The organism is Pseudomonas sp. Irchel 3A18, from assembly GCF_900187465.1.
In the GTDB taxonomy this organism is placed as follows: domain Bacteria; phylum Pseudomonadota; class Gammaproteobacteria; order Pseudomonadales; family Pseudomonadaceae; genus Aquipseudomonas; species Aquipseudomonas cichorii.
The window spans coordinates 1-25,922 of record NZ_FYDI01000024.1; the positions used below are offsets into that span (position 1 = coordinate 1).

Annotated in this window: 20 protein-coding genes and 3 rRNA genes; 5 read left to right on the plus strand and 18 right to left on the minus strand. The window is 57.0% G+C overall.

What is annotated here, in order from left to right; translation table 11 throughout:
• The 3 genes from CKW23_RS25450 to rrf (CKW23_RS25460) all read left to right on the plus strand — a co-directional run.
• Positions 1-94, plus strand: a 23S ribosomal RNA gene (locus CKW23_RS25450); the annotation flags it as partial.
• Between the two features lie 147 nt (positions 95-241).
• Positions 242-357: ribosomal RNA gene (gene rrf / locus CKW23_RS25455) — 5S ribosomal RNA — on the plus strand.
• 109 nt (positions 358-466) lie between these two features.
• Positions 467-582 (plus strand): 5S ribosomal RNA (gene rrf, locus CKW23_RS25460).
• Positions 583-718: 136 nt separating this feature from the next.
• On the opposite strand, the gene CKW23_RS25465 is transcribed toward rrf (CKW23_RS25460), so the two are convergent.
• The 10 genes from CKW23_RS25465 to CKW23_RS25510 all read right to left on the minus strand — a co-directional run bounded on the left by CKW23_RS25465 (position 719) and on the right by CKW23_RS25510 (position 14,244).
• Positions 719-3,211 carry a TonB-dependent siderophore receptor gene (locus tag CKW23_RS25465; protein ID WP_095068645.1) on the minus strand — a complete coding sequence of 831 codons (2,493 nt, stop codon included), beginning with the start codon at positions 3,209-3,211 and terminating at the stop codon, positions 719-721.
• Positions 3,212-3,295: 84 nt separating this feature from the next.
• A complete protein-coding gene (locus CKW23_RS25470) occupies positions 3,296-4,285 on the minus strand; it encodes a FecR domain-containing protein (protein ID WP_025262520.1) in 990 nt (329 codons plus the stop codon).
• Positions 4,282-4,782, minus strand: a complete 501-nt coding sequence (locus CKW23_RS25475) for a sigma-70 family RNA polymerase sigma factor (RefSeq protein ID WP_025262519.1) — start codon at positions 4,780-4,782, stop codon at positions 4,282-4,284. The genes CKW23_RS25470 and CKW23_RS25475 overlap by 4 nt, the downstream gene beginning before the upstream one ends.
• Before the next feature lie 133 nt (positions 4,783-4,915).
• The gene (locus CKW23_RS25480; protein WP_025262518.1) at positions 4,916-5,392 is read right to left on the minus strand and encodes an SRPBCC family protein; all 477 of its coding nucleotides are present in this window, start codon (positions 5,390-5,392) and stop codon (positions 4,916-4,918) included.
• 38 nt (positions 5,393-5,430) lie between these two features.
• Complete coding sequence (locus tag CKW23_RS25485) at positions 5,431-8,886, minus strand: non-ribosomal peptide synthetase (RefSeq protein WP_025262517.1); 3,456 nt, start codon at positions 8,884-8,886, stop codon at positions 5,431-5,433.
• Complete coding sequence (locus CKW23_RS25490) at positions 8,883-9,830, minus strand: diiron oxygenase (protein WP_025262516.1); 948 nt, start codon at positions 9,828-9,830, stop codon at positions 8,883-8,885. The genes CKW23_RS25485 and CKW23_RS25490 overlap by 4 nt, the downstream gene beginning before the upstream one ends.
• Before the next feature lie 35 nt (positions 9,831-9,865).
• The gene (locus tag CKW23_RS25495; RefSeq protein ID WP_025262515.1) at positions 9,866-10,642 is read right to left on the minus strand and encodes a DUF3050 domain-containing protein; all 777 of its coding nucleotides are present in this window, start codon (positions 10,640-10,642) and stop codon (positions 9,866-9,868) included.
• 788 nt (positions 10,643-11,430) lie between these two features.
• Positions 11,431-12,171 (minus strand): GntR family transcriptional regulator, encoded by a 741-nt coding sequence (locus CKW23_RS25500; RefSeq protein WP_025262514.1) that lies wholly within the window; start codon positions 12,169-12,171, stop codon positions 11,431-11,433.
• Between the two features lie 232 nt (positions 12,172-12,403).
• Positions 12,404-13,411 (minus strand): aldo/keto reductase, encoded by a 1,008-nt coding sequence (locus CKW23_RS25505; protein WP_025262513.1) that lies wholly within the window; start codon positions 13,409-13,411, stop codon positions 12,404-12,406.
• Positions 13,412-13,554: 143 nt separating this feature from the next.
• Positions 13,555-14,244: an HAD-IA family hydrolase gene (locus tag CKW23_RS25510; protein ID WP_025262512.1), complete on the minus strand. Its 690-nt coding sequence runs from the start codon at positions 14,242-14,244 to the stop codon at positions 13,555-13,557.
• A 313-nt stretch (positions 14,245-14,557) separates the two neighbouring features.
• Here CKW23_RS25510 and CKW23_RS25515 point away from each other — a divergent pair, with 313 nt between their 5' ends.
• Complete coding sequence (locus CKW23_RS25515) at positions 14,558-16,042, plus strand: YdgA family protein (protein WP_095068646.1); 1,485 nt, start codon at positions 14,558-14,560, stop codon at positions 16,040-16,042.
• Positions 16,043-16,122: 80 nt separating this feature from the next.
• On the opposite strand, the gene CKW23_RS25520 is transcribed toward CKW23_RS25515, so the two are convergent.
• The 7 genes from CKW23_RS25520 to CKW23_RS25550 all read right to left on the minus strand — a co-directional run bounded on the left by CKW23_RS25520 (position 16,123) and on the right by CKW23_RS25550 (position 24,508).
• Complete coding sequence (locus CKW23_RS25520; protein ID WP_025262510.1) at positions 16,123-17,184, minus strand: hypothetical protein; 1,062 nt, start codon at positions 17,182-17,184, stop codon at positions 16,123-16,125.
• Positions 17,181-18,332, minus strand: a complete 1,152-nt coding sequence (locus CKW23_RS25525; protein WP_025262509.1) for a DNA cytosine methyltransferase — start codon at positions 18,330-18,332, stop codon at positions 17,181-17,183. Before CKW23_RS25525 ends, CKW23_RS25520 begins: the two co-directional genes overlap by 4 nt.
• A gap of 341 nt (positions 18,333-18,673) precedes the next feature.
• Entirely contained in the window at positions 18,674-19,510 is an 837-nt protein-coding gene (locus CKW23_RS25530; RefSeq protein ID WP_025262508.1) for a hypothetical protein, read from the minus strand.
• Between the two features lie 162 nt (positions 19,511-19,672).
• Positions 19,673-20,149 carry a YMGG-like glycine zipper-containing protein gene (locus CKW23_RS25535; RefSeq protein ID WP_025262507.1) on the minus strand — a complete coding sequence of 159 codons (477 nt, stop codon included), beginning with the start codon at positions 20,147-20,149 and terminating at the stop codon, positions 19,673-19,675.
• Between the two features lie 203 nt (positions 20,150-20,352).
• A complete protein-coding gene (locus CKW23_RS25540) occupies positions 20,353-22,689 on the minus strand; it encodes an FdhF/YdeP family oxidoreductase (protein ID WP_025262506.1) in 2,337 nt (778 codons plus the stop codon).
• Positions 22,686-23,525: a formate dehydrogenase accessory sulfurtransferase FdhD gene (gene fdhD, locus CKW23_RS25545; RefSeq protein WP_095068647.1), complete on the minus strand. Its 840-nt coding sequence runs from the start codon at positions 23,523-23,525 to the stop codon at positions 22,686-22,688. Before fdhD ends, CKW23_RS25540 begins: the two co-directional genes overlap by 4 nt.
• A gap of 101 nt (positions 23,526-23,626) precedes the next feature.
• A complete protein-coding gene (locus CKW23_RS25550) occupies positions 23,627-24,508 on the minus strand; it encodes a LysR family transcriptional regulator (RefSeq protein WP_095068648.1) in 882 nt (293 codons plus the stop codon).
• 153 nt (positions 24,509-24,661) lie between these two features.
• Here CKW23_RS25550 and lysM point away from each other — a divergent pair, with 153 nt between their 5' ends.
• Positions 24,662-25,108: a peptidoglycan-binding protein LysM gene (lysM, locus tag CKW23_RS25555; RefSeq protein WP_025262503.1), complete on the plus strand. Its 447-nt coding sequence runs from the start codon at positions 24,662-24,664 to the stop codon at positions 25,106-25,108.
• Positions 25,109-25,175: 67 nt separating this feature from the next.
• Here the strand turns inward: lysM and yrfG are convergent, their stop codons facing one another.
• Positions 25,176-25,838 (minus strand): GMP/IMP nucleotidase, encoded by a 663-nt coding sequence (gene yrfG / locus CKW23_RS25560; protein WP_025262502.1) that lies wholly within the window; start codon positions 25,836-25,838, stop codon positions 25,176-25,178.
• Positions 25,839-25,922: the final 84 nt, after the last annotated feature.

Here is a 25,922-nt window from a genome sequence, read left to right on the forward strand (position 1 = left end):
GGGCCGTCGAAGACTACGACGTTGATAGGTGGGGTGTGTAAGTGCTGTGAGGCATTGAGCTAACCCATACTAATTGCCCGTGAGGCTTGACCATATAACACCCAAGCAATTTGCGAAGAGCGGATTGTGGTGTAGTGAAGATGACGAACCGAAAGTTTGCGCCACACACAGATTACCGAAACACCTCTATTACACACCCATTCGCGGGTACGTACCCAAGTACGCACCGGCTACCGAATTTCTTGACGACCATAGAGCATTGGAACCACCTGATCCCATCCCGAACTCAGCAGTGAAACGATGCATCGCCGATGGTAGTGTGGGGTTTCCCCATGTGAGAGTAGGTCATCGTCAAGATTCAAATTCAGAACCCCCATCTGCATATGCAGGTGGGGGTTTTGTCTTTAAGTAGAAGTCACTCAATTTTGCTGACACGTTACCTGGTAACGGATCGGCCACAGAATTTCTTGACGACCATAGAGCATTGGAACCACCTGATCCCATCCCGAACTCAGTAGTGAAACGATGCATCGCCGATGGTAGTGTGGGGTTTCCCCATGTGAGAGTAGGTCATCGTCAAGATTCATTCCGAAACCCCTGTCTGCTGACGCAGACAGGGGTTTTGTCTTTCTGCTTCCTGCAAACGGGTACTCAATCAGCGCCCATGAAAAAGCCAGCCTCTATTGTCGAAGGCTGGCTGCTGAGTAAGAGCGGCTGTTTAGAACTGATAACTCAGGGTCGCACTCACATTTCGCTCTTCGCCCATGTAACAGAAGCTCAGGCTTGCGCATGACGCCACATAGGATTCGTTGGTCAGGTTGTTGGCATTCACCCGCACATCAACACCTTTCAGCCCCACCTTGCTCAGGTCATATCCCACGGATGCATCCAGCAATGTGTAAGCCGGGACCTTCATGGTGTTTTCAGCATCTGCCCAGCTATAGCCGACATACCGCACACCACCGCCCAGACGCAGCCCGTCGAGAGCGCCGCTGTCGAATGCATAATCACCCCAGATCGAAGCCATTTGTCTGGGGGCCTGCGTAGGAGAGTTGCCTTTGTTCTCGATGAGATTGGTGGCGGTACTCAATGTGCTGATCATCGACTTCGAGTATTCGATGTCCGTCAGTGTGTAACTGCCCAGCACCTTGAAGTTGTCGGTCAGTTGCACATGCGCTTCAAGCTCCAGCCCTTGGGAACGTACTGCGCCAACAGGGCGATAGAAATTCTCTTGAGGCAGCTTGGAAGCCAGGTTCTCCTGATCGATATGGAACACCGAGGCTGTAAACAGATTCTCGGTACCTGGCGGCTGATACTTGATCCCGGCTTCCCATTGGGTGCCGTCCGTAGGTGCCAGCGGGTTACCGCTGCTGTCGGAGTAAGAGTTCGGGTTGAATGACTCGGAATAACTCAGATACGGCGCAATCCCGTTATCGAACAGGTAAAGCACACCGGCCCGGCCAGTGAGCTTGGTTCGCTTGTCACTGATTTCGGTCCCTGCCGGACGCCCGGTCTCGGCCAGTCGGTTCTCGTCCGAGGTTTCCACCCAGTCCTGGCGCAGCCCCAGGGAGAAACGCCACTTGTCCAGCTCGATCAGGTCCTGCGCATAAAGGCCTGTCTGTTCCAGGCGACGCAGGTAGCTGGTTGGGCTGTAATAACTGATGGCGGAATTGCCATACACGGGATTGAAAGCATTCAGGGGGGCTGCCTGGCCGCTGGTCCAGTCAACCACGGTTTTGCGCCGTTGATAGTCTACGCCGAGCAATGTCGTGTGCTTGGCCGAGCCGGTAAAGAACTCCGCCTGCAACATGTTATCGACGATGAATGCATGCAGACGCTCATCGCCTCCCGAGTAATAACGGTTCAGTTCATTGCCGGTCGCACTGGTCCAGCCATAGGCGTAAACCTGATCGTTCTTCACTTTGGAGTCCAGGTAGCGAAAGTTCTGCCGGGCCGTGAAGACATCATTGAAGCGATGCTCGAATTGATAGCCGAATGACTGCTGGTCACGGCTGAAGCCGTCCACACCTGGCTCGCCGTCGAAGAAGTTCTGTGAAATGCGCTGGCCGTTGCGTTGATGAAGTGCGCCATCTGCCGGCACGCCACCGTGATAACCGCCTTCGGGATCATGCTGCAGATAAGCTTGCAGTGTCAGCGACGTGTCTTCGTTGAAATCGATGCTGACGGTGGGAGCCAATGCATAGCGCTTCTCCTCCACATGATCGAACTGAGTGTCGGATCTGTCGGTCAGCCCGGTCAGGCGATAGGCAATGCGTTTGTCTTCATCCACTGGGCCGCTGAAATCGAAGGCAAGGCCTCGCTGACCTTGTGTGCCGGCAGTGGCCTGGATCTGGTGATAGGGCTCATAGAGAGGTTTCTTGCTGGTCAGCGCCACCAGACCGCCCGGTGAGCTGCGGCCATAAAGTACCGATGAAGGACCCTTGAGGATATCGACCCGCTCAAGGAAGTACGGATCGACCTGCATGGTGCTGTAAGTCCCGCTATCCCCCATGGACTTCAAGCCATCCAGATAGATGTTATCCACAGACCCGTCGTTGAAACCGCGCATCGCGACATAGTCGTACCGATGAGTAGCGCCATAGGGATTGGTCAGTACGCCGGGTGTGTAGCGCATGGCTTGGGAAACTGTCTGCGAACCCTGATCGTCCATCTGTTGACGGGTGACCACTGAGACAGACTGTGAGGTTTCCAGCAATGAGGTGCTGGTCTTGGTGGCGATCTGGCTGTGAGTCGCGTTGTAGCCTTCCATGCTGCCCAAGGCATTGCCCAGGGCGAACCCGCGAATGTCCGTGTCTGGCAGCGATAACGTCTGCTCTTCAGCCGCACGTAATACATAAGCGCTGCCATTCTGTGACACGGCCTGCAAGCCGCTGCCACCCAGCAGAATGCTCAATGCCTGATCGACTGAATAATTACCCTGCAATCCCGTTGAGCGGGCTCCTGCCGTTTGTGCCGGTGTGGCGGACAAGGTGATGCCCGCCTGCCGGGCGAATTGATTCAGTGCATCACCCAGCGGTGCTGCCGGTATGGAATAGCTGCGTATGGCACTGGCTGATGAGGCGCTTTCCTGAGCCTGCACCTGAAGCGGCAGGACCGCTGTGCCCAGAGTCATGGAGATCAATGCTGCCCGAATGGCCATGCGCAGCGCTGGCGAGTCGGATGAGTGCGATATACCTTGAGGCCGTGTCATGGGAGGCAATTCCGTCACGTTCAATCAGAAGAGGGGGTTACTGATCTCCATGCCGGACACCTGAGCCAAACCCGCCAAAAATAATCAGGCCTGACGCTGCAATGTCACCCACCAACGTGTGCGGTAACTGAGCCTCACAGGAAGTGTCTGAGGCAGAACCTCCAGCAACCTGTCGGTATCTTCCAGCCTGAACACGCCGGAAAGACGCAGATCGGCAATGTCATCCGCACACCCAAGGTAGCCACGGCGATAGCGTCCGACTTCTGCGAGGAAATCTCCCAGGCGCATCCCCTTCGTCACGATCAGACCATCGGCCCAGGCGCCCGCTTCCATATCCAGTGGCGGCAGCAGGGTGGCGCGCTGTCCGGAAACCGAATAACTCTGGCCAGCCTTCACGTCTACAGGTGAGGTGGCAGGCGAACGGATAATCAGGCTGCCTTTCGTCACGCTGACCCGGGTGCTGTCCTGATCCTGACGAACAACGAAGCGTGCGCCGATCCCTTCAAAGAGAGCATGGCGGCTCTGCACCAGTAACGGCCTTGGGGTGACACTGTGCGAATCGGCCCCACAGGCAACCAGAATCTCTCCGCGCGTGAGGTTTATCAAGCGATGCCGGGCATTGAAGTCCTGGTCCACCGCACTGTCAGTGTTCAATTGAAGGTCCGTGCCATCTTGCAACCGATAACTGTTGCGCTCGCCCACGCCGGTTGCAAAGTCGGCCTGCCATTGTTGCCAGGGCGCGATATCACGAGAGAGCCAGGCCGCGGAGCCCAGCACTGCGATACCGGACAGTAATTTCAGGGTTTGCCTGCGTCCCAGTCGCTGCGCACTTTTCTCAAGTGCCTCGAAGGCTGCTCCCGATCCGGGCAAGGCCTGGAAGCTGCTGTTCAGCTCATTGCTCAGGGCCTGGATACGTTGCCAGGCACACTCATGCTCGGTTCGCCACTGTTCACATTGCTTGCGCAGGCTCGGGTCGGCTGACGAGTCGTTCAGGCGCATTGACCATTGGATGGCCTGCCTTACGACCTGCGGCGAAGGCTGGTTGTGGCGAGACGGCTGCAAGGTACGGCTCATGCGTTGTATCGCAGCAGATAGCAGTGATAAAGGGCGTCGGCGATGTAGCGTTCGACCGAGCGCAGGGAGACACCCATCTGGGCGGCAATCTGCTTGTGTGGCATTCCCTCGCATTGAGCCAGCAAAAACGCCTGCCTGACTTTGGGTTTGAGGCCGTCGAGCATTCGGGCAATGCTTTCCAGCAACTCAAACACCAGCTCGCGTGACTCGGGCGAAGGGGTTTCGCTGGGCGATAAATGAGCAATGGCTTCCAGGTAGGCCCGCTCAAGTTCTTCACGGCGCCAATGGTCGATGACCAGGCCTCTGGCAACGGTGCGCAGGAAGGCTCGCGGGGTTTTCAGCTCAAGCAGTTCGCTGCGATTGAGCAGCCGTACAAACGTATCCTGGGCGAGGTCGGCGGCATCGGCGCCATTGCCCAGTTTGCTGCGCAGCCATGAATGGAGCCAGCCATGGTGATCGTTGTAGAGCGTATGTAGGGCCGAGTGCTGAGAAGGCATGGGGATGCGCCATCCCGGCGCCACACAAATGATAATGAGTCGCATTGTGTTAAAGCGCCCACCAATTTGCAACCGCCCATATGCCTGAACCCGCTCAGGCTTCTGGCGCTGAGCGGGTCAGTTCACGCAAGTATCAGGCAAACAGGCTGCGGACGTTGCTCATGGCGCTGTCAGCGAAGCCCTGTAGAAACTCCTGAAAGCCTGGCAGGGCTTCAGGGCCACCCTGATCGGGTTCGGCAATGATCGTCCATGTCGCAACCGAATCGTTATCGCCCGTGGATTCCACAGTCATCGCTGCCCACAGATTGCCCACCGGCAGGCTGGTGTAGATCAGCGACCAGGTCATGAAGCGGGCATTGTTGTCGTGAGCGTTCAGTTGTTCGATGGCGACGTTGCCGTCCTTGAACAGTTTCTTGCGCACCGAACGGACGCCTTTCCCCGTCACCTCAGTGCTTTCCAGCGCCGGGATGAAGGCCTGGAAACCGCCAAAGTTACCGACGATCGCCCATACGCTATTGGCATCGGCAGGAATTTCCACGGCCGATACGACTTTGCACAGCGAAGGGTTCTTGATCAGCGTGTCCGGTTGCAGAGTGTTGATTGAGCTCATGTGATTCTCCATGTGTTTCACGTTGGGTTGTGGATGCTTCAGATAAAGTCGATTTCTTTCAGGTAGTCGCAGCCCTTGCGTAGCAGCGCCGGGGTTTTCTGCGGGTATTGCTCGCCCATGTGCCGGATACCGGCCAGAGCGTTCTGGTACTCGATCATCGAGATGTCGCCGATGTCTTCCTCGAAACCGTCCAGATAGAAACCCAGCACGCCGAATAGCGCGTTCTGGCTGTCGACTCGGTTGAGCTGGGTCTGCCAGTGCGCCACGCTGACCATCTCGAACTCACGCCCGGCCTCGCGGAATGCATCCACGTAGCTGTTCCAGCTCAAGGGTTCGGGGTTGTGCAGGTTGAATACCGCACGGTTGGCCTGATAGCGGCTGGCATGGAAGCCGATGAAACGGGCGAGGAAATCCACCGGCATCAGATCGAAGTTCATGGCGAACTCCGGGACCTTGCCCAGTTGCAGCGAGCCCTTGAGCATCAGCATCAAGCGGTTCTTCTGTGGCTGGCACACGCCGGTGACGCTGTTGAAGGCGATGTTGCCGGGGCGATAGATGTTCACCCACACACCTTGATCCCTGGCCCGCTGCAGCACGCGCTCGGCGACCCACTTGGACAGGTTGTAGCCGTTCTTGATGTAGATCGGCGGTGTGGCGGCGGCCGGTTGCTCCAGCACGCTGCCGGCTGCATCCACGGCGCTGGATGCCGATAGCGTGGAAACAAAGTTGAAGATCTTCTTGCTGCGCCCCTCGCACAGACGCAGGCATTCATAGACCGGTGCCACGTTGTCGCGGATAAGGGTTTCGTAATCCTGAACATGGTTCACATTGGCCGCGTTATGCACCAACGCACCGAAGTCCCGGTCCAGTCGCTCATATACCTCATCGTTCAAACCAAGCTGCGGCTGGGTTACGTCGGCGGGATAGACCGTCACCCGACTCAGGTCCAGATGCTCCAGGCGGTTTTCCCGCAGCGACTGAACGAAGCGTTCGTGGGCGCTTTGTCCCGCGCCTTCGCGCACCAGACAGGCAACTTCGGTTGCTCCCCAGGCCAGCAGCGCTTCGACGATATGCACGCCGAGGAAGCCATTGGCGCCGGTCACGATGACTTTGTGAACATCGCCCAACTGGCTGATCGGCAGCACTGGTATTTCCAGCTCGGCATTGGCGTCCAGCAGCGCTTGCGGGCTGACGGTATAGCTTGAGACGCCTTCGCTTTCGATGAGGCTGGCCAGTGTCAGCACGGTAGGAGCTTCGATAAAGCGGTTGATGGGAATGCTGCGCCCGAACCGTTCGCGAATCCCCAGCAACATGCGCGACAGCAGGATCGAATGGCCACCGAGATTGAAGAAGCTTTCGTCAGTGGAGATGTCCCCGATGGGCAGCTCGAGAAGTTCGGCCCACAGCTCAAGAAGCTTTTGCTCCTGCTCTGTTTCCGGCAAGCGACGGGGTTGCTGGTCAGCGAAACTCACCGGTATTTCCAGCAAGGCCTTGCGGTCGATCTTGCCGTTACTGGCGAATGGCATGTTTGCCAGAACCGTATAGGCGCCGGGATGCATGTAGTCGGGCAGCAGGCGCTGCACATGGGCTTTCAATGCCTGCAAGGCGACTTCTTCAGCTTCATGTGGCTGAGCGGCAAACGCCAGAATGCGGCGTTGGGTATCCACGACCACGGCAACCTGACGATACAACTGGCTGCTGCGCAGGCAGTGTTCGATTTCTTCCGGCTCGACCCTGAACCCACGGATCTTCACTTGATTGTCACGACGTCCGGCCAGCTCGATGCCGTCAGGAATCCACTTGCCGATGTCCCCGGTTCGGTAAGCGCGCAATTGCTGTCCATCCGGCAAGGTCAGCGTCACATAGCGTTCGGCCGTCAGCTCGGGATTGTTCAGGTAGCCCAGACACACGCCGGGGCCCGCGATGTACAACTCACCCTGAGTTTCTTCCGCTACCGGCTGCAACTGCTCATCCAGAATCCAGACCTGGCTGTTGGCGATGGGGCGTCCCAGATTGCGGTTACTGCTGCCGGGCTTGAACTGCCCGGCGGTGACCAGCACTGTGGCTTCAGTCGGGCCATAGAGGTTATGAAAGTGGCACTGTCGGGTCAGGTGCTCGATGACATAGGGCTCGCAGACATCGCCGCCGGTCATCACATGCTCAAGGCCCAGCGGCTCGTCCAGCGGCAGGATGCTCAACAATGCCGGCGGCAGAAACGCATGGCTGATGCCGTCTTTCAGGAGGCTGACCAGTCGCAGGGGATCGCGGCGTTGATCGTCGTCCGGGATCACCAGTTCCGCACCGCTGAGCCAGGTCGGGAAGATATCAATGACAGACGAGTCGAAGCTCAGTGTCGAGAACTGCAAGACCCGGCTGTGCTCCGACAGGCTGACGTACTCCGCATACCAGGCGGTGAAATGGCTGAGGTTGCGCTGGCTGAGTAGCACGCCTTTTGGATGGCCGGTGGTGCCCGATGTGTAGAGCGCCATGCATGGCGAGTCTCTGTCAGGTCGCAGACGAGTCAGTGGCTGATCCAGCTCTGTTGCCTGGATCGAGCTGATATCCAGCGCAGGAAACTCGGCTTTGGCCAAGGGATGCGAGCCGTCATGCAACAACAGCAGGGCGCCCGAGTTTTCCAGAATGTATTGCTGGCGCTGGATAGGCTGACTCGGATCCAGCGGCAGATAGACTGCACCACTGCCGAGAATCGCCAGAATGCCTGCATACAGCGCAACCGACTTGGGCAGGCAGATGCCGATGACCACCGGCGTACTTTCGTGCTGCCGGGCTTCGATCAGCGGCCACAAATGGCGCTGGATGGCGACAGCCTGCGCGTACAACTCGCGATAGCTGAGTACCTGGCCGGCAATCGACAGCGCCGAACGCTCCGCGAAAGTCTGAAAACTTTGCTCCAGCCGTTCCACCAGCGACGTATTCGCCAGTGCCAGCAGATGCGGCTGGTCAGTCTGATTCAGACGATGCCTGAACAACTGATGGTCTATGGCCTGCAGGCCTTGCTGCCATTCGCTTTGTGCGGGAGCGGTGGTTGCCAGAGTGCTGAAATACTTCTCGTCCCTGGACAGGCGACTGATCAGCAGCGCTGCCTGATCGACAAACTCCGCGATGGCCGCATCACGCAACATGCGGCCGTTGCCCGACTCCTGAACGGGCAGCCATTCACGGACGATCAGATGCTGAGCCGTTGTGGAGCCGTGCCAGCACAGCAACTCCAGACGTGGCAGACCTTCCAGCACATTCGGGCTCAAGCCGACCCGCAGGCTCAGGTGATCGGCGCTGCCGAATGCCTTGAGTCGTTCACCGCTCAGCTCCAGACTGCCATCCTCGACCAGGATCGAGGCGTTATCGACAGCGTTCGCCTGCAGTCCGTCCTGATCGCTCAAGTGATGCACCGAGTGTCCGTGCGCGAGCAATTCTGTGTGCAGTTCGCTCAGGGTCAGGCTCTGACCAATGAGCACGATCTCCAGGCGTTTCATTGGAGGATTCCCTGGGCTGGCAAGTAGTCGGCCAGTGCCCGCTGCACGCAAGGCGCTTCAAGCATCGAGCTGGTCTTGAAGAAGCGCACGATATTGCCGATCAGAGGATGATGGCGATTGATGGGAAAGCTCACGGCCATGGTTTCATCCTTGAGCGCCTGCTTCACGGACGGTGCGACCTGCAGGTTGTCGATCAGGATGAAATCGAAGCCGTGCTGGATGTCATTGGTCAGATATTGAGCAATGAACACCGGCATGATGCGCGCGATGCACTCTCGATCCGCTTCGGGGGCGGTGTTCCAGTAGATACGCACCAGCCGCGCCCAGAACCCGGAATGGCGCCCCTCGTCCAGCAGGTGATCGGCCATCAGCCCCTTGACCGACTGCTTGACCGAGTCGTCCTTGGCGAAGGCTGCCACATCGTTGGTCACGGTGTTTTCCGCAATGGCTACGCAGATCAGTTCCACGGCGCTGCGCAGATGTTCCGGCGCCAGGGCCAGGGCGGCAGGAATGGCGCGGCTCAGCTCGATTTCATCGGGCAGGCGAATCGGTTCGATCCCGGTCAGAGCGATGGTCTGCTGCATGAAGTCCATCGCCACCAGAGCGTGGTAATCCTCATCGACGACCACGGTCATGGCGTCGTAGCGGCACGCGAAAGGAAAACGGATCGCGAAGTTGTTCTTGGCGATACTGCGCGCGGTCTTGTCGACGATCTCGGTTTCAAAGATCACGACATCGTTGATGAACTTGTAGAGGCTTTGCACCAGCGCGTAATCGCGCAGGTGCGGACACTCACGGGTGAAGGTTTCGCTCAGCACCAGTGGCTGGCGACTCAGGGGATAGATCAGTTTTTCATCGTTTTCGACGATCCGGCGTGGGCGAGTGCGAATGGTGGCGCGACCTTCCCAGGCATCAATGAACGAGCTGTAGTCTTCTGCTTTCATGATGGCTTCCTTGTAGAGGGGCTTGCGGCGCGAGGTCAGGCGCTGGCTTGCATCAATGGCGAGCGCATGCTCATGCGCAGCGTGTCCCACAGCTCGACCCGGCTATCCACGGCGGCGATGGCGGCCTGATACACCTCGCGCTGGCGCTGCTCGTCACCGTTGACTAGCCTGGCCAGCAACTGCTCGGCCGCCGGGCCGTGGTCTTCGGAGTCGACTTCGATGTGGCGCTCCAGGTAGTAGCGAAAGGTCGGTGCCTGATCGACGGTGATGCCCCATTCATCGAGGATGCTCTGGAACATCATCGGGATAACGCTTTCGCGACCATGCAGGAAAGCTGCTGCCACGCTATGGGCCGGTGCATGCAGCGCGGTATTGAGCGTGTGGGTCACGAACACCGTTGCCGCCTGGCCCGCATTGACGCGCTGCAATGCCGTGGCGTAATGCACGCCCTGTTTCTGAAGCTCGACGAAACGTTCTATCTGCAAGGTGCTGGCGCCAATCTCGCGCATTGCATCCAGGTACAGCTCGAAGTGGCTGTAGTGGCCGTGGCTCAGCTTGTCATCGGATTCTTCCCCGAGCACGATTTCGTTGATCAGCCTGGCGGCCGATGCATCCCGAGGCGGCAACCAGGGCAATTGGGTGCAGGTCAGTTCCTGCTGTAGCCGCTTGGTCAGTGACATGAAGTCCCAGACGGCGAATACATGGGTTTCCATAAAACGTTTAAGCACTTCCAGTGAATTGATTTCAGCAAAGATGGGGTGTTGGCTAAGTTCAATTTTCTTGAGGTCTAGTAGCGTTTTCTGACAAGGCATGGCGATATCCCGGTAGTCTTAAATACAAGTTTTGTCTGTAACGTGTGGCCGAGTTACAGTTTTCGTTTTCGAGCCGTCGGCAGCGGACCTGAATAACAGGCAAGCGAGAGCCTGTTAGTTGAAACGATCAGTAACCGTTAACGTCAGGTGTTTCGTTGCAAGGTCCTTTGCAGAACTATGGTGCTATAAGCAGCAGCCTGTGCGGGCATGGCCGGACAGCCTGGGGGTGCCGGCCATTGATACGGGCTGCAAATAAAAGTTAAAGCACTTGTAATGTAATGCGCAATTATTTTTTAACATTATTTTAGTTGCTGTTTTTCGAGGATGTAAGTTGCTATATAAAACTCTCTCGGTAAGTTTTATAGGGATGTAAGCAACCCTTTCGGTGGATAAGCACCAAAATTATAAATAATGAACGAATGCCTCGCTCAGCGTTGCTGTTATGCAAAACAATCCAGGTTTTGTGTTTTTGGCGGGCACGATCGGAAACGACTTCCAATGCCTTGTTGCCCTTGCAGGAACTCCTTTCTCAGTACGTTCAAAGGAACAGATCGCTGCCCTGCACCTGACGGGCAGTTCAAGAGTGATCAGAGAGCAACCCTCCGGTAGGGTCACGCCTTGGTCACGACCGAGTTTGCCTTATTCCTGAGACAGACCAACCCGATGGTTCAGGAAAACAGACATAAAAGCGCTGCCCGCGAGCAGATAGCTCGCAGCGCACGAGTGGCAGCGTGAGGGGGAAGGGGAAGCGTCAGGCCGCGCGGGTCAGACGATCAACCGCGATTGATTCAGGCGATGCTTTTCTTGCGTTGGCGTACCGGTGTTTTTTCCTGCTCGGCCTTTTTGCTGTTCAGGTATTGAGTGATGGCTTTGACACCTCGGTTAAGGTGGTTCTGCAGAGCACCCACGATCTCTTCAACAGCCTTTTCTTCGGCAAGACGCAGCAATTCCCAGTGGTCATCCTGGGACAGTTTGCCAAGGCCCATTGAGGAGAGGTTGAAGCGCAGAAAGCGCTCCTCTTCGTTCAGGCCTTCTTCAACCAGACGCATCAGGCGCTTGTTGGGGGTCTTGGCGTAAAGCGCCATGTGAAACAGGCGGTTGAGAGTGCCCATCTTCGAGTAGTCGGTTTCAACCTCAAGGGCCTCGATGCAGCGCCGTGCCGTGGCCAGGTCTTCTGCATCCAGTAACGGAATGGACAGGCGCAGGGCTTGGGATTCCAGCAGGATACGCAGGCCGTAGGCGTCCACGGCATCTTCTGTGATCAGCGGGGCGACCACAGCTCCTTTATGGGTTTCGACGCGCAACAGTGACTGGGCTTCGAGTTGGCGCAAGGCCTCGCGGACCGGCATGCGGCTGACACCAAAAAGCGTGGCCAACTCCTGTTGGCGCAGCGCTGTGCCGCTCGGCAGGCTGCCATCGATGATAGCGTTGCGCAGTTTTTCCTCGATAACAGCTCTTGCAAGGTGCGCGGGCGGCTGTTCGTTCCCCAGTACCGAGCACAAGAAGGCTTCTCTATCAGTTTTGCGCATTGCCATACTTCTTCATCAACCTGGCTGTATTGGATTCATGGTTGCCGACAAGCAGAGCCGGGTCTGTTCGCGTTTCGGCACAAGCCGCATCGCGGCAGTTACAGAGCATCTTAGCGCTCCTGTCGGCAACATGTTGAATGAGCATTTATATACACGCGGCTTTTTAAACGCTTTTTGAGAACATCGCGAGCATTTGCCGATGGCCTGCTCGCGATGAGGTTCCCAGAGCGCCTCAGCGTGTCAGGCGCCCCGAAACAAAATGCTGCACATCATTGAAGCCGGCAGTCGAAGCGTGGCCCGGTATTACCAGCGAGTCGATGAAGGCTTCGTCCTCGGCACTGATCTTCACGTCCAGCGCTTTGGTGTAATGTCCCCACTGCTGCTCGGTACGCGGCCCGACAATGGCCGACGTGACGGCCTTGTTGTTGAGCACCCAGGCAATCGCGAACTCCACAAGGCCGACGCCTTTGTCCTGCACATAGGCCTGCAATTGCTGGGCGATGCGCAGAGACTCCACACGCCATTCCGTTTCCAGAAGACGCTTGTCCTGACGCCCGGCACGACTGCTGCTGTCAGGCGTGACGTCCGGTGCGTACTTGCCGCTGAGCACGCCACGCGCCAGCGGGCTGTAAGGCACGACACCCAGGCCATGAAACGCGGCGGCAGTGATCTGCTCGATCTCGGCCTGGCGGTTGACGATGTTGTAGAGCGGCTGGCTGATGACCGGTTTGTCCACGCCCAGGCGCTGGGCGACGTTGACGATTTCCGCGATGCGCCAGCCGCGATAGTTCGACAGGCCCCAATAGCGGATCTTGCCCTGGCGGATCAGGTCGCCAATGGCCGACACCGTGACTTCCAGCGGCGTGTCGTGATCCTCTTTGTGCAGGTAATAGATATCCACATAGTCGGTATCCAGCCGCTGCAGGCTGTTTTCAATGGCATTGAAGATGTGTTTGCGATTCAGGCCGGCACGGTTGGGAATGCCATCGCTCGGGCCTACCGCGACCTTGGTCGCCAGCACCCAGTCACTGCGCCGCGAAGCAATGGCTTCACCGACGATCTCTTCGGAGCGCCCGCCATTGTAAACGTCGGCAGTATCGATGAAGTTCACGCCCTGATCCCATGCCTGATCGATGATGCGCAGGGATTCTTCGGTGCCGGTCTGTTCGCCGAACATCATGGAGCCGAGTGTCAGTGTGGAAACCTTCAGGCCTGACTGGCCAAGCGTTCTGTAAATCATGCTCAACATCCTCCATGTCATTGAAAGCGGGATCAGAAGAGCATACTGGCTTGTTTATGGGGGCGTTGAAAAGGCCCCGATGAGAATGCGACAGGCTAAAGACAGTTGAGTGTCTTCCTGCCGACCGGCAGGAAGACGCTGCATCAGGCCTTCTTGGGCAGGCCCCATGCTTCAAGCGGGAAGTCTTCCAGCGAGGTCAGCAGCAGGTCGGCATGTTCGTACTGCTCGACCGGCATGTGCGAGTCGGGTACTGCCACGGCGTACATGCCCGCAGCCTTGGCGGCGGTGACGCCGAATGGCGAGTCCTCGAACACCAGGCAATCCTCTGGCGAAACGCCCAGGCGACGTGCTGCCACCAGGAAAATATCCGGCGCAGGCTTGGCGGCGCCGACTTCAGGGTCATCGGCGGTCACGACGGTATCAAACAGCTCGAACCAGGCGCGGTGCAAGGTGGTCTTGGCCTCGAAGTAATGCACCGAAGAGCTGGTTCCGACTGCGATGGGAATGTTGTTGGCCGCCAGATGCCTTACCAGCGCCTCGGCCCCCGGCATTGCCGGAGCAAGAGGGAAGCGCTCTTCAAGCATGGGCTCGCGCACTTCCAGAAACTCGTCAATGGAAATGGGCAGTTCCAGCGCCTGGATAACGTAGCCTGAAAAGTCACGGGCGCCACGGCCAATGGTGTGCTGCTTGATTGACCAGTCGAAGGTTTTTCCATAACGGCTGGCAATCAGATGGGTGACCTCGGTGTAGACCCCTTCGGTGTCCAGCAGCAAACCATCCATGTCGAAAATCACGGCCTTGATCGGGCCTCGCTCACCTTGCTGTTCACTCATGTCGTCAGATCCCCCGTTTCTCAGATTCGATTCGATATCAGCCTAACGCCTACATCAAGACTGTGGCTACCCATGTGTTGAGTACCTCCCTGCAACGAAAGTGCATTCAGGTTTGTCTGAAGCTTCCTGAAAAGGCGTAATACCCGCGCAACCGGCCAACAACGCTGGGCGATGACAAACGCTCAATGCTAATCTCTCGCGACTTTTCGGCAGTGACACAGGCTGCGTCTACTCCGCTATCAAGGCGCGGCTGCAAGCTGTCGGGGCGCAGGGAAGACTTTCAAATCATCAGAACGGACATCGTTGAGTCGCTATGAATAAATCAGCAGGTATCGCGGTAGGCGTCATTGTTGTGGCCGGTGCATTGGCAAGTGCTGGCGCCTGGTACACCGGCAATCAACTGGAAGGCGTGCTCAACGAGTCGATCCGGACCGCCAATCAGGAACTCAAGGAGTCTCTGGAGGGCACCGACAACAGCATTACCCTGCAACTGGTTTCGCTGGAGCGCCACTTCTTCAGCAGCACGGCCCATTACCGCGTGGATCTGCAAGGCCCGGACCTGTCCCGCGATGGCCAGGATCCGCAGTTCCTGTTCGTGGATAACATCGAGCACGGGCCGATTCCGCTGTCGCGTCTGAAAGCGTTGAAGCTCATGCCGGTCATGGCCCAGAGCAATTTCGAGATGGAGAAAAGCACGTCTTCGGAAAAATGGTTCGCCATGAGCGGTGATAAAACGCCACTCAAGGGGCAGGCGAGTATCGGCTATGACCGTTCCACCAGCGGCTGGCTGAAAGTGTCGCCGCTGGAGATGGTCGACGCAGACGGCACGTTCAAATTCTCCGGGCTCGACATCAACGCCGAAGCATCCGCCGATGCCGAGAAGCTCAAGGTCACGGGCACGCTGGACAGCCTGCAACTCAATGTGGCGTCAAAAGAAGGTCCGGTGAGCATCGATATCAAGGGCCTGACCTTCGACACCGGCGGCACCAAGGGCCAGTCGGGTCTGTACCTGGGCCACAGCAACCTGAAAATCGACAATGTCGGTTTCCAGGTGGTCGGCAAGCAGCCGGTGCTGATCAAGGACTTCGTCAATACCAACCTTGCTCAGGAGGAGGGCGGTAATCTGGCGATGCAGATCAACTATGATCTGGGCATGATTTCCTACAGCGGTAAAGACATTGGCTCTTCACACTTGGGCTTCAGGCTTTCCGGTTTCAACGCGCTGTCGACCAAGACCCTTTACCAGTTCTATCAGGAGCAGGTTCTGCCACAGCAACAGGCTGCGGCCCAGGCCAAGCTTCCCTTCCAGCTGAAACTCAGCCCTGCCGACGAGCAACTGATGAAGAGCGAGCTGAGCAAGTTTCTGGCTGGCAAGCCTCATATCGAGCTGGAAAAGCTCTCGCTCAAGACCGCCAATGGCGAAAGCCACATGAGCATTGCCGTGGACCTGACCGATCCTGGCTCCATCGATCAGCCAGGCAGCGACACGGTGATAAAGACCATCAGCCAGCTCAAGGCTCGTGTGCTCTTGTCCAAGCCCATGATCAACGATGTGGCGACCTTGCAGGCAGGCTTTGACGGGCAGACCGACGCCCAGGCCATCGCCGATCAGGCCGCTGCCGCCAGTGACATGCTCAGTGCCATGGCCACCATGCTGCAACTGGCCAAGATCGAGGGCAACAACATCGTTTCCGACCTGCACTACGCCAACGGCATGGTCGACTTCAACGGGCAGAAAATGACCCTGCAACAGTTCCTGGCCACAGTGATGGTCAAGGTAGGGGCGTTGAGTCAGTAGTGAGGTGTGTCTCCATTGCGTCAGGACTGCGCTGTCCGCAGTCCTGATCTGACAGTTAAGTGACTCCTGCGAGGCCGTCTTTAAAAAAGCTCGCTTCCGTCTTCCAGTGCAACCAGATTTTGTGGGTCCAGGGTGGGCAGTGCAGGGATGATATCCATCGAGTTGAAGAGATTGCCGAAGTTATAACGCCACTGGAGCGCGAAACTCATGCCAATCTTTCCATCAAGGTCACTGCGCAGGAAACGTTGCCATTCATTATCATTGGGAAGGCGGGCGAAGTCTTTGTGGTTGTCGATAACCCAGTCACTGCATGCATTGATGATTGCCGAAGCCTTATAGTTAGAGAGCCGGATTTCCAGCACCTTTTCCAACTCGCTTCTATCAAGCGGTTCAATGCCTTTGCGCAGATCCATTGCCTGCTTTTTATCAAAGTCTTTTTCGATGCCGTCCAGCAAACCAAGAAGAATATCATCCGTTTCAAATAGCGAGTAAACCAGCCTGAGCAGTGCTTTGGCGCGCCAGTCCTGTTGGTTAACGTGGCAAAGGAATTGAAGCATCTTTTTGCAGGCGGCTTCGTTTCTGTGAAACAGTTCGTCCTTGTTTCGTCTGGCAATCGCGCAGAGGTTTCTGTCCGCAATTTCACTACCACGAAGATAGGCTGCGTTGATGATCTGGATACGAACGGGCGGTGGGTTTCGTTTAGCGGTCTGGTAGTCGGTAAGCAGGATTATTGCATCACTTTCATTGCCGAGTACTCGCTCATAGGCAGAGAAGAACGGTTCACTTGTGCAAAAGTTTTCGGACGGAGATTTGACCCCGAGATTCAAGAGAGGAATATCGACGCCTTTTGCCGGGTTGACTACCAGGGCGGGAATGTCAAAGGCGTTCAATGTGTGTTTTTCAAGCACACCGATCAACGTCATTTCAATAACACTGCCGATCGTCTTGCCATCAAGATTGGGCATTGATTGCCCTGTCAACAGCAGCTCATACCAATGAGGTAGCTTACCCCCTCGCCCAATGCGCTGGAGAGTTCCTTGAATATTGGCAACATTTTCTCCGCGAAGGTAGCTATTCAGCTGATAAACAATACTCTGTAAGTTGTTTTTTATGTGGTCGCGGAGATGTGAGTTATGAATCATATTAAGTCCATTTGCCTTTCAGTCATGGTGTTAGCCGCTTTATTCAGAGCGCTTTGAAAAGAAGTACCCTCGTGGTTGATGACTTTGCGCAAGGCCCACTCGACAAGCACTGGCGGTACGGCGTTGCCATAAAGTGTGTACTGGTCGTAGACCGAGGCTGTATCGCAATGCTGATCAGGAAACCCCTGAATCCGTGCATATTCGATGTTTGTCAGCCTTCGGTATTCGTTGCCTACCTTATAGCGCTCGTAATGGCGGCTGGCGGTGCAGGTCAGTGTGGGGGCGACGCCATTGATCCCGAAAATGGAGTAGCCCATGCGGGCACCACCTTTCTGGTTATACAGGATTTCCACGCCGCTATAGTATCTGTTGACCTCGTCGCTATTCTTTATTCTTTCAAGCGTATCTTCTGTGAAAAAGAACCTGGCGTCAGGCCGGGGTTCCAGAATGTCATAAAGCTTTACGTCTTTCTGCTTTTCCGAAAAGCGATTGAGTTTTGCATGAAAGAATTTTCCGTGCAGCGCGAGCCCCCACGTGTTGAACTTTGCTCCGTGGTCTTCAATGTTTTTCCAGCTTGAAAAGTCAGCGGCTTGTCTGATCTGTGCGGGTGTCAGCTCGGAGATATCTTCCTGATTGCACAGGTGAGAGTTTGGCGTTTGGTCTTTTCTGCCGATGATAACAATACGTTCACGGTTTTGGGCAAGACCAAAATCAATGGCATTGAGCACGCGCCATTCAACGAGATAACCCACTTTTGACAGTGCATCCAGAATGGTTGCGAAATGCTTTCCGTTATCCATGGATAACAGCCGTTTTACATTCTCAAGCACAAAGTATCGTGGGCTTTTTTTCTTGAGGATGTCAACGATTTTTTCAAATAATGTGCCGCGCATATCTTCTATGCCCAGTTTTTTTCCGGCGCTGGAAAAAGGCTGGCATGGAAAGCCCCCGGTCAATATATCGTGATCGGGTATGGTATCCAGCAAGAGGTTTATATCACCCTCGTGAAAACTCTCAGATCCGAAGTTGGCGCGATAAACGGCAGCTGCTTTGGTATTTATATCGTTGGCCCAGATGGTTTCGATACCTAGCGAGTCGCACGCTATTCTAAATCCGCCAATCCCTGAAAAGAGTTCAATTGCTTTCATTGATTATGTACATCGTGCAGAGCCTGAAATGGCGCAATTCTACACGAATGCCCCAAATAGGGAGAATCGCGGAGGTTTTGCATCCGCATCCCGGTAGGCTTTCTCATTTTTGCGAGACAACAAAAAACCCGCCGAAGCGGGTTTTTCCAGGACCATTCCAACTCCCTGTCGGCAGCCTTCCCGGCCATGGTCGATCATCCTTGATCCTGGCGAACTCCTTGTTCGCCACCTGTTGGATCCAATAATACGGAGGTTGCCGTAGGGGAAAAAGAGCCAAATGCCGTCAGCTCGTGTAAGCCTTTGGCTATATATGAGATTGAGATTTAATCTCAATAATGATTTCAGGGGGTAAAGGTCGTCATGGCTTCGCAATAGCGTTGCGCTGTATTTTTGCTTTCTTCGTTGCGATCCCGCGCCGCACGCTTGTTCCATTCCCGGCACTCTTCCTTGAAAAACACCTGGGCAGAAAGGCGGCATTCACGTCTTTCCACTGAGCGATTGAGGAAGTTCTCGCACACGCTGTCGCCGTCGATACGATTTTCGTAGAGGCGCCATTGCGCACGATAGCGGCCATTGCCATCCCATTCGCGAATCGACACGGTGGCAACCGTATGCGGCTTCTGCTGGCGTGCAGGCGCTTTGCGTGAGGCATCGGATTTGAAATCCGCCATGTAGCTGGCAGACACCATGCCTGTTGCAGGTGCAGCCTGAGCAGGGCGCGAAGCCTGGCCGAAGCGGCAGTTCAGAACACTCTCATCAATGACATTGCCATCCTTGATGCAGTTATCCAGAGGTTGGGCTACGGGAGCTGATTCCTGAGTGGCGGCCACAGGCGTCGGAACAACGTAGGGCTCCACCCGCAAAGCCGGACGTGCAAGCTCGTTGGCGACTTGAAGGGGCGCCTCATCGACGGGTTCAGGTCCGGCTGCAGGCTCTGGTTGTTCGAGTGCGATCAGCGGTACAGGCTTGGGGGTGCTGGTTCGGGTGGCCAGCCCCACTGCCAGCACTGCGAAAATGCCCACGCAGAGCAAGGCCAATACATAACGACGTGATGATTTGCGGGGGCGAGCGATTCGCTGTTTGCCCGGATGCGAGCCCAGCACCACATCGACCTGACCGGGGACAAGGCGCTGAATGCGAATGATCCCGTCGTCATCCTGTGGCTTGGTGGAATCCATCCCTGCTCCTTGAGTGCTGGTCGATAGGCAACGCGTAATTTTTCTAGACGGCGTTTCGGCAGAAACCTGAATTCCTGAAGGGCATATTTCTGCTTTTTAGAGGCTCAACGAAAACTGGCCGCTTTTCAGGGCGGCCAGTCTGGTATTGCATAGCGTGATCAATCAACGGTGACGCCAGTCACGACCGTGTTTGCGATGGCCGTAATGCTTGCGATGGCCATGGCCGCGGTATTCGCGACGATCGTCACGACCATTGCGATAGCGGCGATCGTCTTCGCGGCTTTCGTTACCCATGTAGTTACCCAGGGCACCACCTGCACCGCCGCCAGCGGCTGCGCCGACAAGGCTACCGGTGTTTCCGCCTACACTGCGGCCGATCACGTTACCGCCCGCTGCGCCCAGGCCGCCACCGATGGCCGCTTCTGTACGGTTACGACGGTCTGCGCCAACCGCACTGCCAGCTGCGCCGCCCAGGCCTGCGCCAATCGCAGAACCTGTGCTGCCGCCGATCTGTTGACCGACAGCCGAACCCAGTACCCCACCCAATGCACCGCCTACGCCCGCTTCAACTGTTCCACCTGCCGAGGCGAAACCGCTTGCGAGAGTAAGAGACAACAACAGTATCGAGGAATACTTCATGTATGGAATCTCATAGGGATGACGGCGCGATCCTGATATGCCGCAAGGAATGTAGCAACGAAATTCCGACGAGTAACACGACTGCAACACAAATAGCTAAGTTATTGTTTTACATAGGGAACTTAACTTGAAAAAGACAGTCTGAGCTTACTTGATACAGGCCCGGTTCTTACGAATTCGGGCCTTTTTCATGGGCAGCAGAATCAGATGATTCGTGCCGACTCGCTCGAACGTTCCAGGCGGATTGCCACGAATTTCGAGGTGGGGGTATGGCTGCCTTCGCCAACGCTTTCCAGCGGCACCAGCGGGTTGACCTCTGGATAGTAAGCCGCCGCCTGACCTGCCGGGATATCGAACGGCAAGAGGGTGAAGCCCTTGACGCGACGTTCGTGGTTATCGCTCCAGATCGAGATCAAGTCTGCTTTCTGACCCGGCTGGAAGCCCAGGCGGATAATGTCGGCTTCATTGACGAACAACACGTCACGTTGCCCTTTCACACCGCGATAGCGGTCGTCCAGGCCATAAATGGTGGTGTTGTACTGATCGTGGGAGCGCATGGACTGCATGATCAGGTCCGGGGTCTGGCCCGTGGAACTGATGCCCTCATGAAGCAGGCTGAGCGGCAGCGCATTGGGCTTGAAGTTGGCGCGTGTCGACGCCGTGTTCCAGCGGCGGGCACCTGCGGCATTGCCCAGATAGAAACCGCCAGGATTCTTGACGCGCTCGTTGAAGTCCTTGAAGCCCGGGATGGTGTCAGCAATCAGGTCACGAATACGGTTGTAATCTTCGATCAGCCATAGCCAGTCCACCGGCTGTTTACCTACGGTCGCGTTGGCGATACCGGCGATGATCGCAGGCTCCGAACGCATCAGCGACGAAGAGGGCTGCAACTGGCCGTTGGAGGCGTGCACCATGCTGAACGAGTCTTCCACGGTGACCGCTTGCGGGCCATTGGCCTGGATGTCGATATCGGTACGGCCGAAGCACGGCAGGATCAGCGCTTCCTTGCCGTGGAACAGGTGGCTGCGGTTGAGCTTGGTGCTGATCTGTACGGTCAGGTCGCAGTTGCTCAGTGCTGCAGCAGTGCGCGGGCTGTCGGGTGTTGCCTGAGCGAAGTTGCCGCCCAGAGCGATGAACACTTTGGAGCGACCTTCGGCCATGGCGTGAATGGCTTCGACCACGTTATGGCCGTTCTCGCGAGGGACCTTGAACTGGAAGCGTTTTTCCAGAGCGTCGAGCAGGAACACCGGTGGGCGTTCATTGATGCCCATGGTCCGGTCGCCTTGCACGTTACTGTGGCCGCGCACCGGGCACAGGCCTGCGCCCGGCTTGCCGATATTGCCGCGCAGCATCATCAGGTTGGCGATTTCCTGGATGGTCGCTACCGAGTGACGATGCTGGGTGATGCCCATGGCCCAGCACATGATCACGTTCTGGCCTTTGGCGTACATGCGGGCCGATTGCTCGATATCGCTCATCGGCAGACCGGATTGCTCCAGGATTTCTTCCCATGAGGTTTCGTCGATGGCCGCCAGGTAATCCAGAACGCCTTGGGTGTGTTCGTTTAGGAATGCATGATCGAAGACAGCGGGTGCATTGCTGAGTTGGGCTTCGCGCTCCCATTGCAGCAGGAACTTGGCCATGCCGCGCAGCAGTGCCATGTCGCCGCCCAGTGCCGGACGGAAATACGCGGTGTTGGTCGGGCGATCGCCGTTGGTGAGCATTTCCATCGCATGCTGTGGATGCTGGAAGCGCTCAAGACCACGCTCCTTGAGCGGGTTGACGCACACGACCTGAGCGCCACGCTTCACCGCATCGCGCAAAGGATCGAGCATGCGCGGGTGGTTGGTGCCCGGGTTCTGGCCCAGTACGAAAATTGCGTCGGCGTGTTCAAAGTCATCGAACGTCACCGTGCCTTTACCCACGCCCACGCTTTGCGACAGCGCCACACCGCTGGCTTCGTGGCACATGTTCGAGCAGTCCGGGAAGTTGTTGGTACCGTAGGCTCGGACGAACAACTGATAGAGATAGGCCGCTTCGTTGCTGGCCCGACCCGAGGTGTAGAACTCGGCCATGTTCGGGCTTGGCAGGTTGTTCAGGTGCTTGGCGATCAGCGCGAAGGCATCGTCCCAACTGATGGGCTTGTAGCGGTCGCTTTGCGGGTCATAGACCATCGGCTCGGTCAGACGGCCCTGATACTCCAGCCAGTAATCGCTTTGCTCCAGCAGTGCGCTGACGCTGTAACGGGCGAAGAACGCAGGATCCACGCGGCGCTTGGTGGCTTCCCAGTTGACCGCCTTGGCGCCGTTCTCGCAGAACTTCACCATGCCGCTTTCCGGCGAGTCGCCCCACGCGCAACCAGGGCAGTCGAAGCCGCCGTTCTGGTTGGTCTTGAGCATCATGCGCAGGTTCTTCAGCGCGTTGTCACTGCCCAGCCAGGCCTGTGTCACGCTGATCAGTGCGCCCCAGCCGCCTGCCGGACCTTTGTAAGGCTTGTAGCGAGGCGTCGGGGTTTTGTCGGCTTGGTGATGAGTGCTCACGCTTGAATCTCCATCGCAGGGCTATAGACCCGCGGCGCACTGTGCTGCGGCAGGTGAATTAGATTGAGGTTATGACGGCGCGCCCATTGCAGGGCCAGGCCGGTGGGCGACGACAGGCTGACCAGCGTCTGGATGCCGGCGCGCAGGACTTTCTGGATCAGTTCCAGGCTGCAGCGGCTGGTGACGATGGCAATACCGCCTGTCAGGGCAATGTTCTGGCGGGTCAGGGCGCCGATCAGCTTGTCCAGGGCGTTGTGGCGTCCGATGTCTTCACGGCCCAGCAACAACTGGCCATTGCAGTCCATGAACACGGCCGCATGGACGGCACCGCAATGTTGGCCCAGTGGCTGGAGTTCACCAATGCGCTGGCGCAGGCCTTGCAGCCACTCGGCAGGCGGCAAGGGCGCGCCGGGCAATACGTTCAGCTCCGGCAGCGCCTGCTCGACCGCTTCGACGCCGCAAAGTCCGCAACCGCTGGTACCGGCCAGTTGCCGACGCTGCTGCTTGAGGTTCCAGAAAGCACGGCTGGCGATCTCGACCTCGGCCTGCATGGCCGACCCGCAACCGCTGAGCTTGAAGTCGTAGATTTCGTCTGCCGAGGCAATGATGCCGCTGCCCAGGCTGAAACCGACGATGAAGTCTTCCAGATCCGTGGGGCTGACCAGCATTACCGCCTGGCTGATGCCGTTGTAGGCAATGGCGAGCGCTACCTCTTCGGCAAGCGCATTGTGTGCCGAGTCATCGCCCTCGAGATTCGAGTAGCTGTAAGACTGGCTTGCTTGAGGCGCGGGCGCCTGAAGAGCGGGCGCCGCGCTGGCCGTGCGCTTGGCGTGCATGGACTGATTACCGGCAGTTTGATAGCGCTTAGCCTAGGCCTCTTGTCGGATATCGTCTAATCGCTAGTTCCAATGCTCTGATAGATGACGTCGATCAATACTCATTTCTGGTTTTCTGTCAGAAGCGTGAAGCAGGCCTCCGCCAGGGCCGAGCGCGGCGCGCTGCGGCGCATGATCAGGCCAATGGGCGCCAGCGTGCGTGCATCGGCGATGGGGTGCAGGCCCAGATGTTCGGTGAGCATGTCCAGACCGCCGTCCAGCGGCATGATGGTGCAGCAGAAACCGCCATGCACGGCCTGCATCAACTGGTGAACGGCATCGGTTTGCAGCAATGGCTGCGGATGCAGGCCGCGGCTGTGGAAGTTGTGATCGATGGACTGGCGAAAATGCATGCCGCTTGTCAGCGCGCCCAGTGGCAGTTCGACCAGCTCGCTCCAGGTCAATGGCTGTTCGCCAAAGCTGAAGTGGCGGCGGTCATACAGCAGGCCCATGCGGGTTTCATCCAGAGTCAGGGTGTCGAAGCGTTCGTTATCCAGACGCTCCAGATACGACACGCCCAGATCGATGCGATTGCTCGCCAGCTGTTCCAGAACCTGCTCGGAGCTGAGCGACGACAGCTCGAAGCGCAGATTGGGGTGGATCTGATGCAGCCGGTGCAACAGCGAGAGCGGATCGAAACTCGAAAGCGGCACAACACCCAGGCGCAGGGTCCCGACCAGATGCCCACGGCAGGCCGCTGCTTCAGCCTGCAAGCCGTCATAAGCCGAAAGAACGGTTCTGGCCCAGGCCAGCACCCGCTCACCGGGAGCGGTAAAACCTTCAAAACGCTGCCCGCGCATGACCAGCGGCAAGCCCAGCTCTTCTTCAAGATTGCGCAGGCGCATGGACAGTGTGGGTTGGGTGATATTGCAGCGTGCTGCTGCCTGGCCGAAGTGACGAGTCTCGTCGAGCGCGATCAGGAATTTCAGTTGCTTGATGTCCATCTTCACTCCTATAGGCGAGGCAGGGAATTGATTCTACGCGTTCAGCGAAGCCTGTGGGGTGGGCAACGTTGGTCGGAACTCCGCAAATCCAGGGTTACGGGAGCTATGGTTAATCCTTACGGGCGTGGCAACAACCGTGAAGGAGAATGAGCAATGAGTCTTTTCGAGTTCTTGAAAACGGCAGGGGAAAACATCCTCGATGCACTGACACCGGGTACTGCCAATGCCGATGAAGCCCTGAAAAAGCGTATTTCCGAGTTTGGATTAGGTAATCCCGATGTTCAAATCACGCTGGATGGCAGCAAGGTTACCGTCACAGGAGAGGTATCCAGTCAGGAAGAAAAGGAAAAGATCTTGCTGGCTCTGGGAAATATCTCGGGCGTCGATACCGTGGACGATCAACTGACCCTCGCGGCCGGTGCGCCTGCTACAGCGGCTGCCCGATTCGTCACGGTAGAAAAGGGCGACACCTTGAGCGCCATCTCTCGGCGGGTGTATGGCGATCCGAACCAGTATCAGAAAATCTTCGAGGCCAACAAACCGATGCTCAAGGATGTGAACCATATCTATCCGGGGCAGCAGTTGAGGATTCCTGATTAGGTTTTCAAATGGAGTTTTCGTGAGCGAATTTATTCGCGAGAGGCCCTCTTCGCGAATAAATTCGCTTCTACAAGTCCTTGATCAGCTCCAGATAATCTTTCACTGCCTCAAACTCTTCGGTGTCCTTTGGCCCTTTCTGGCTATTGGGTTCGCTGACTGCCAGCAAGTGCGCCACACCAAAGCGTCCGGCACTGCGCAGGATCGGCAGGGTATCGTCGATAAACAGGCTGCGCGCCGGGTCGAACGCGGTGTCGGCCTGCAAAGCGTCCCAGAACTGCTGGTTTTCCTTGGGGAAGCCGTAGTCATGGGAGCTGATAAGGCGCTCGAAGTAGGGTGCCAGCTCGATCCTCTCCAACTTCAATGACAGCGAATCGCGATGGGCGTTGGTGATCATGATCACCCGCTTGCCGGCTTTCTGGAGCGCAGCCAGAAAGGTCTGGGCATCAGGCCGCAAGGCGATCAGGTGCGCGGTTTCGAGTTTCAGGTCGCGCACCGACAGCTTCAACTCCGTGCTCCAGAAGTCCAGGCAGTACCAGTTGAGTGTTCCCGCATGGCGCTCGAACAGCGGCTGCATCTCCAGCAGAGCCATGGCCAGACTGACGCCATGCAATTCGGCATAGCGCTGGGGCAAGTGCTGCATCCAGAAGTGGTCGTCGTAATGCAGGTCGAGCAGAGTGCCGTCCATATCCAGCAGGACGGTATCGATATCGCTCCAGGGCATTGAAAGCATTCTGGCCTCTTCAGGAATTGATGGCGGATGTAAGCATATCCGAGACAGACAATCGGAAAAGCCACGGTATAGTACCCCGTCATC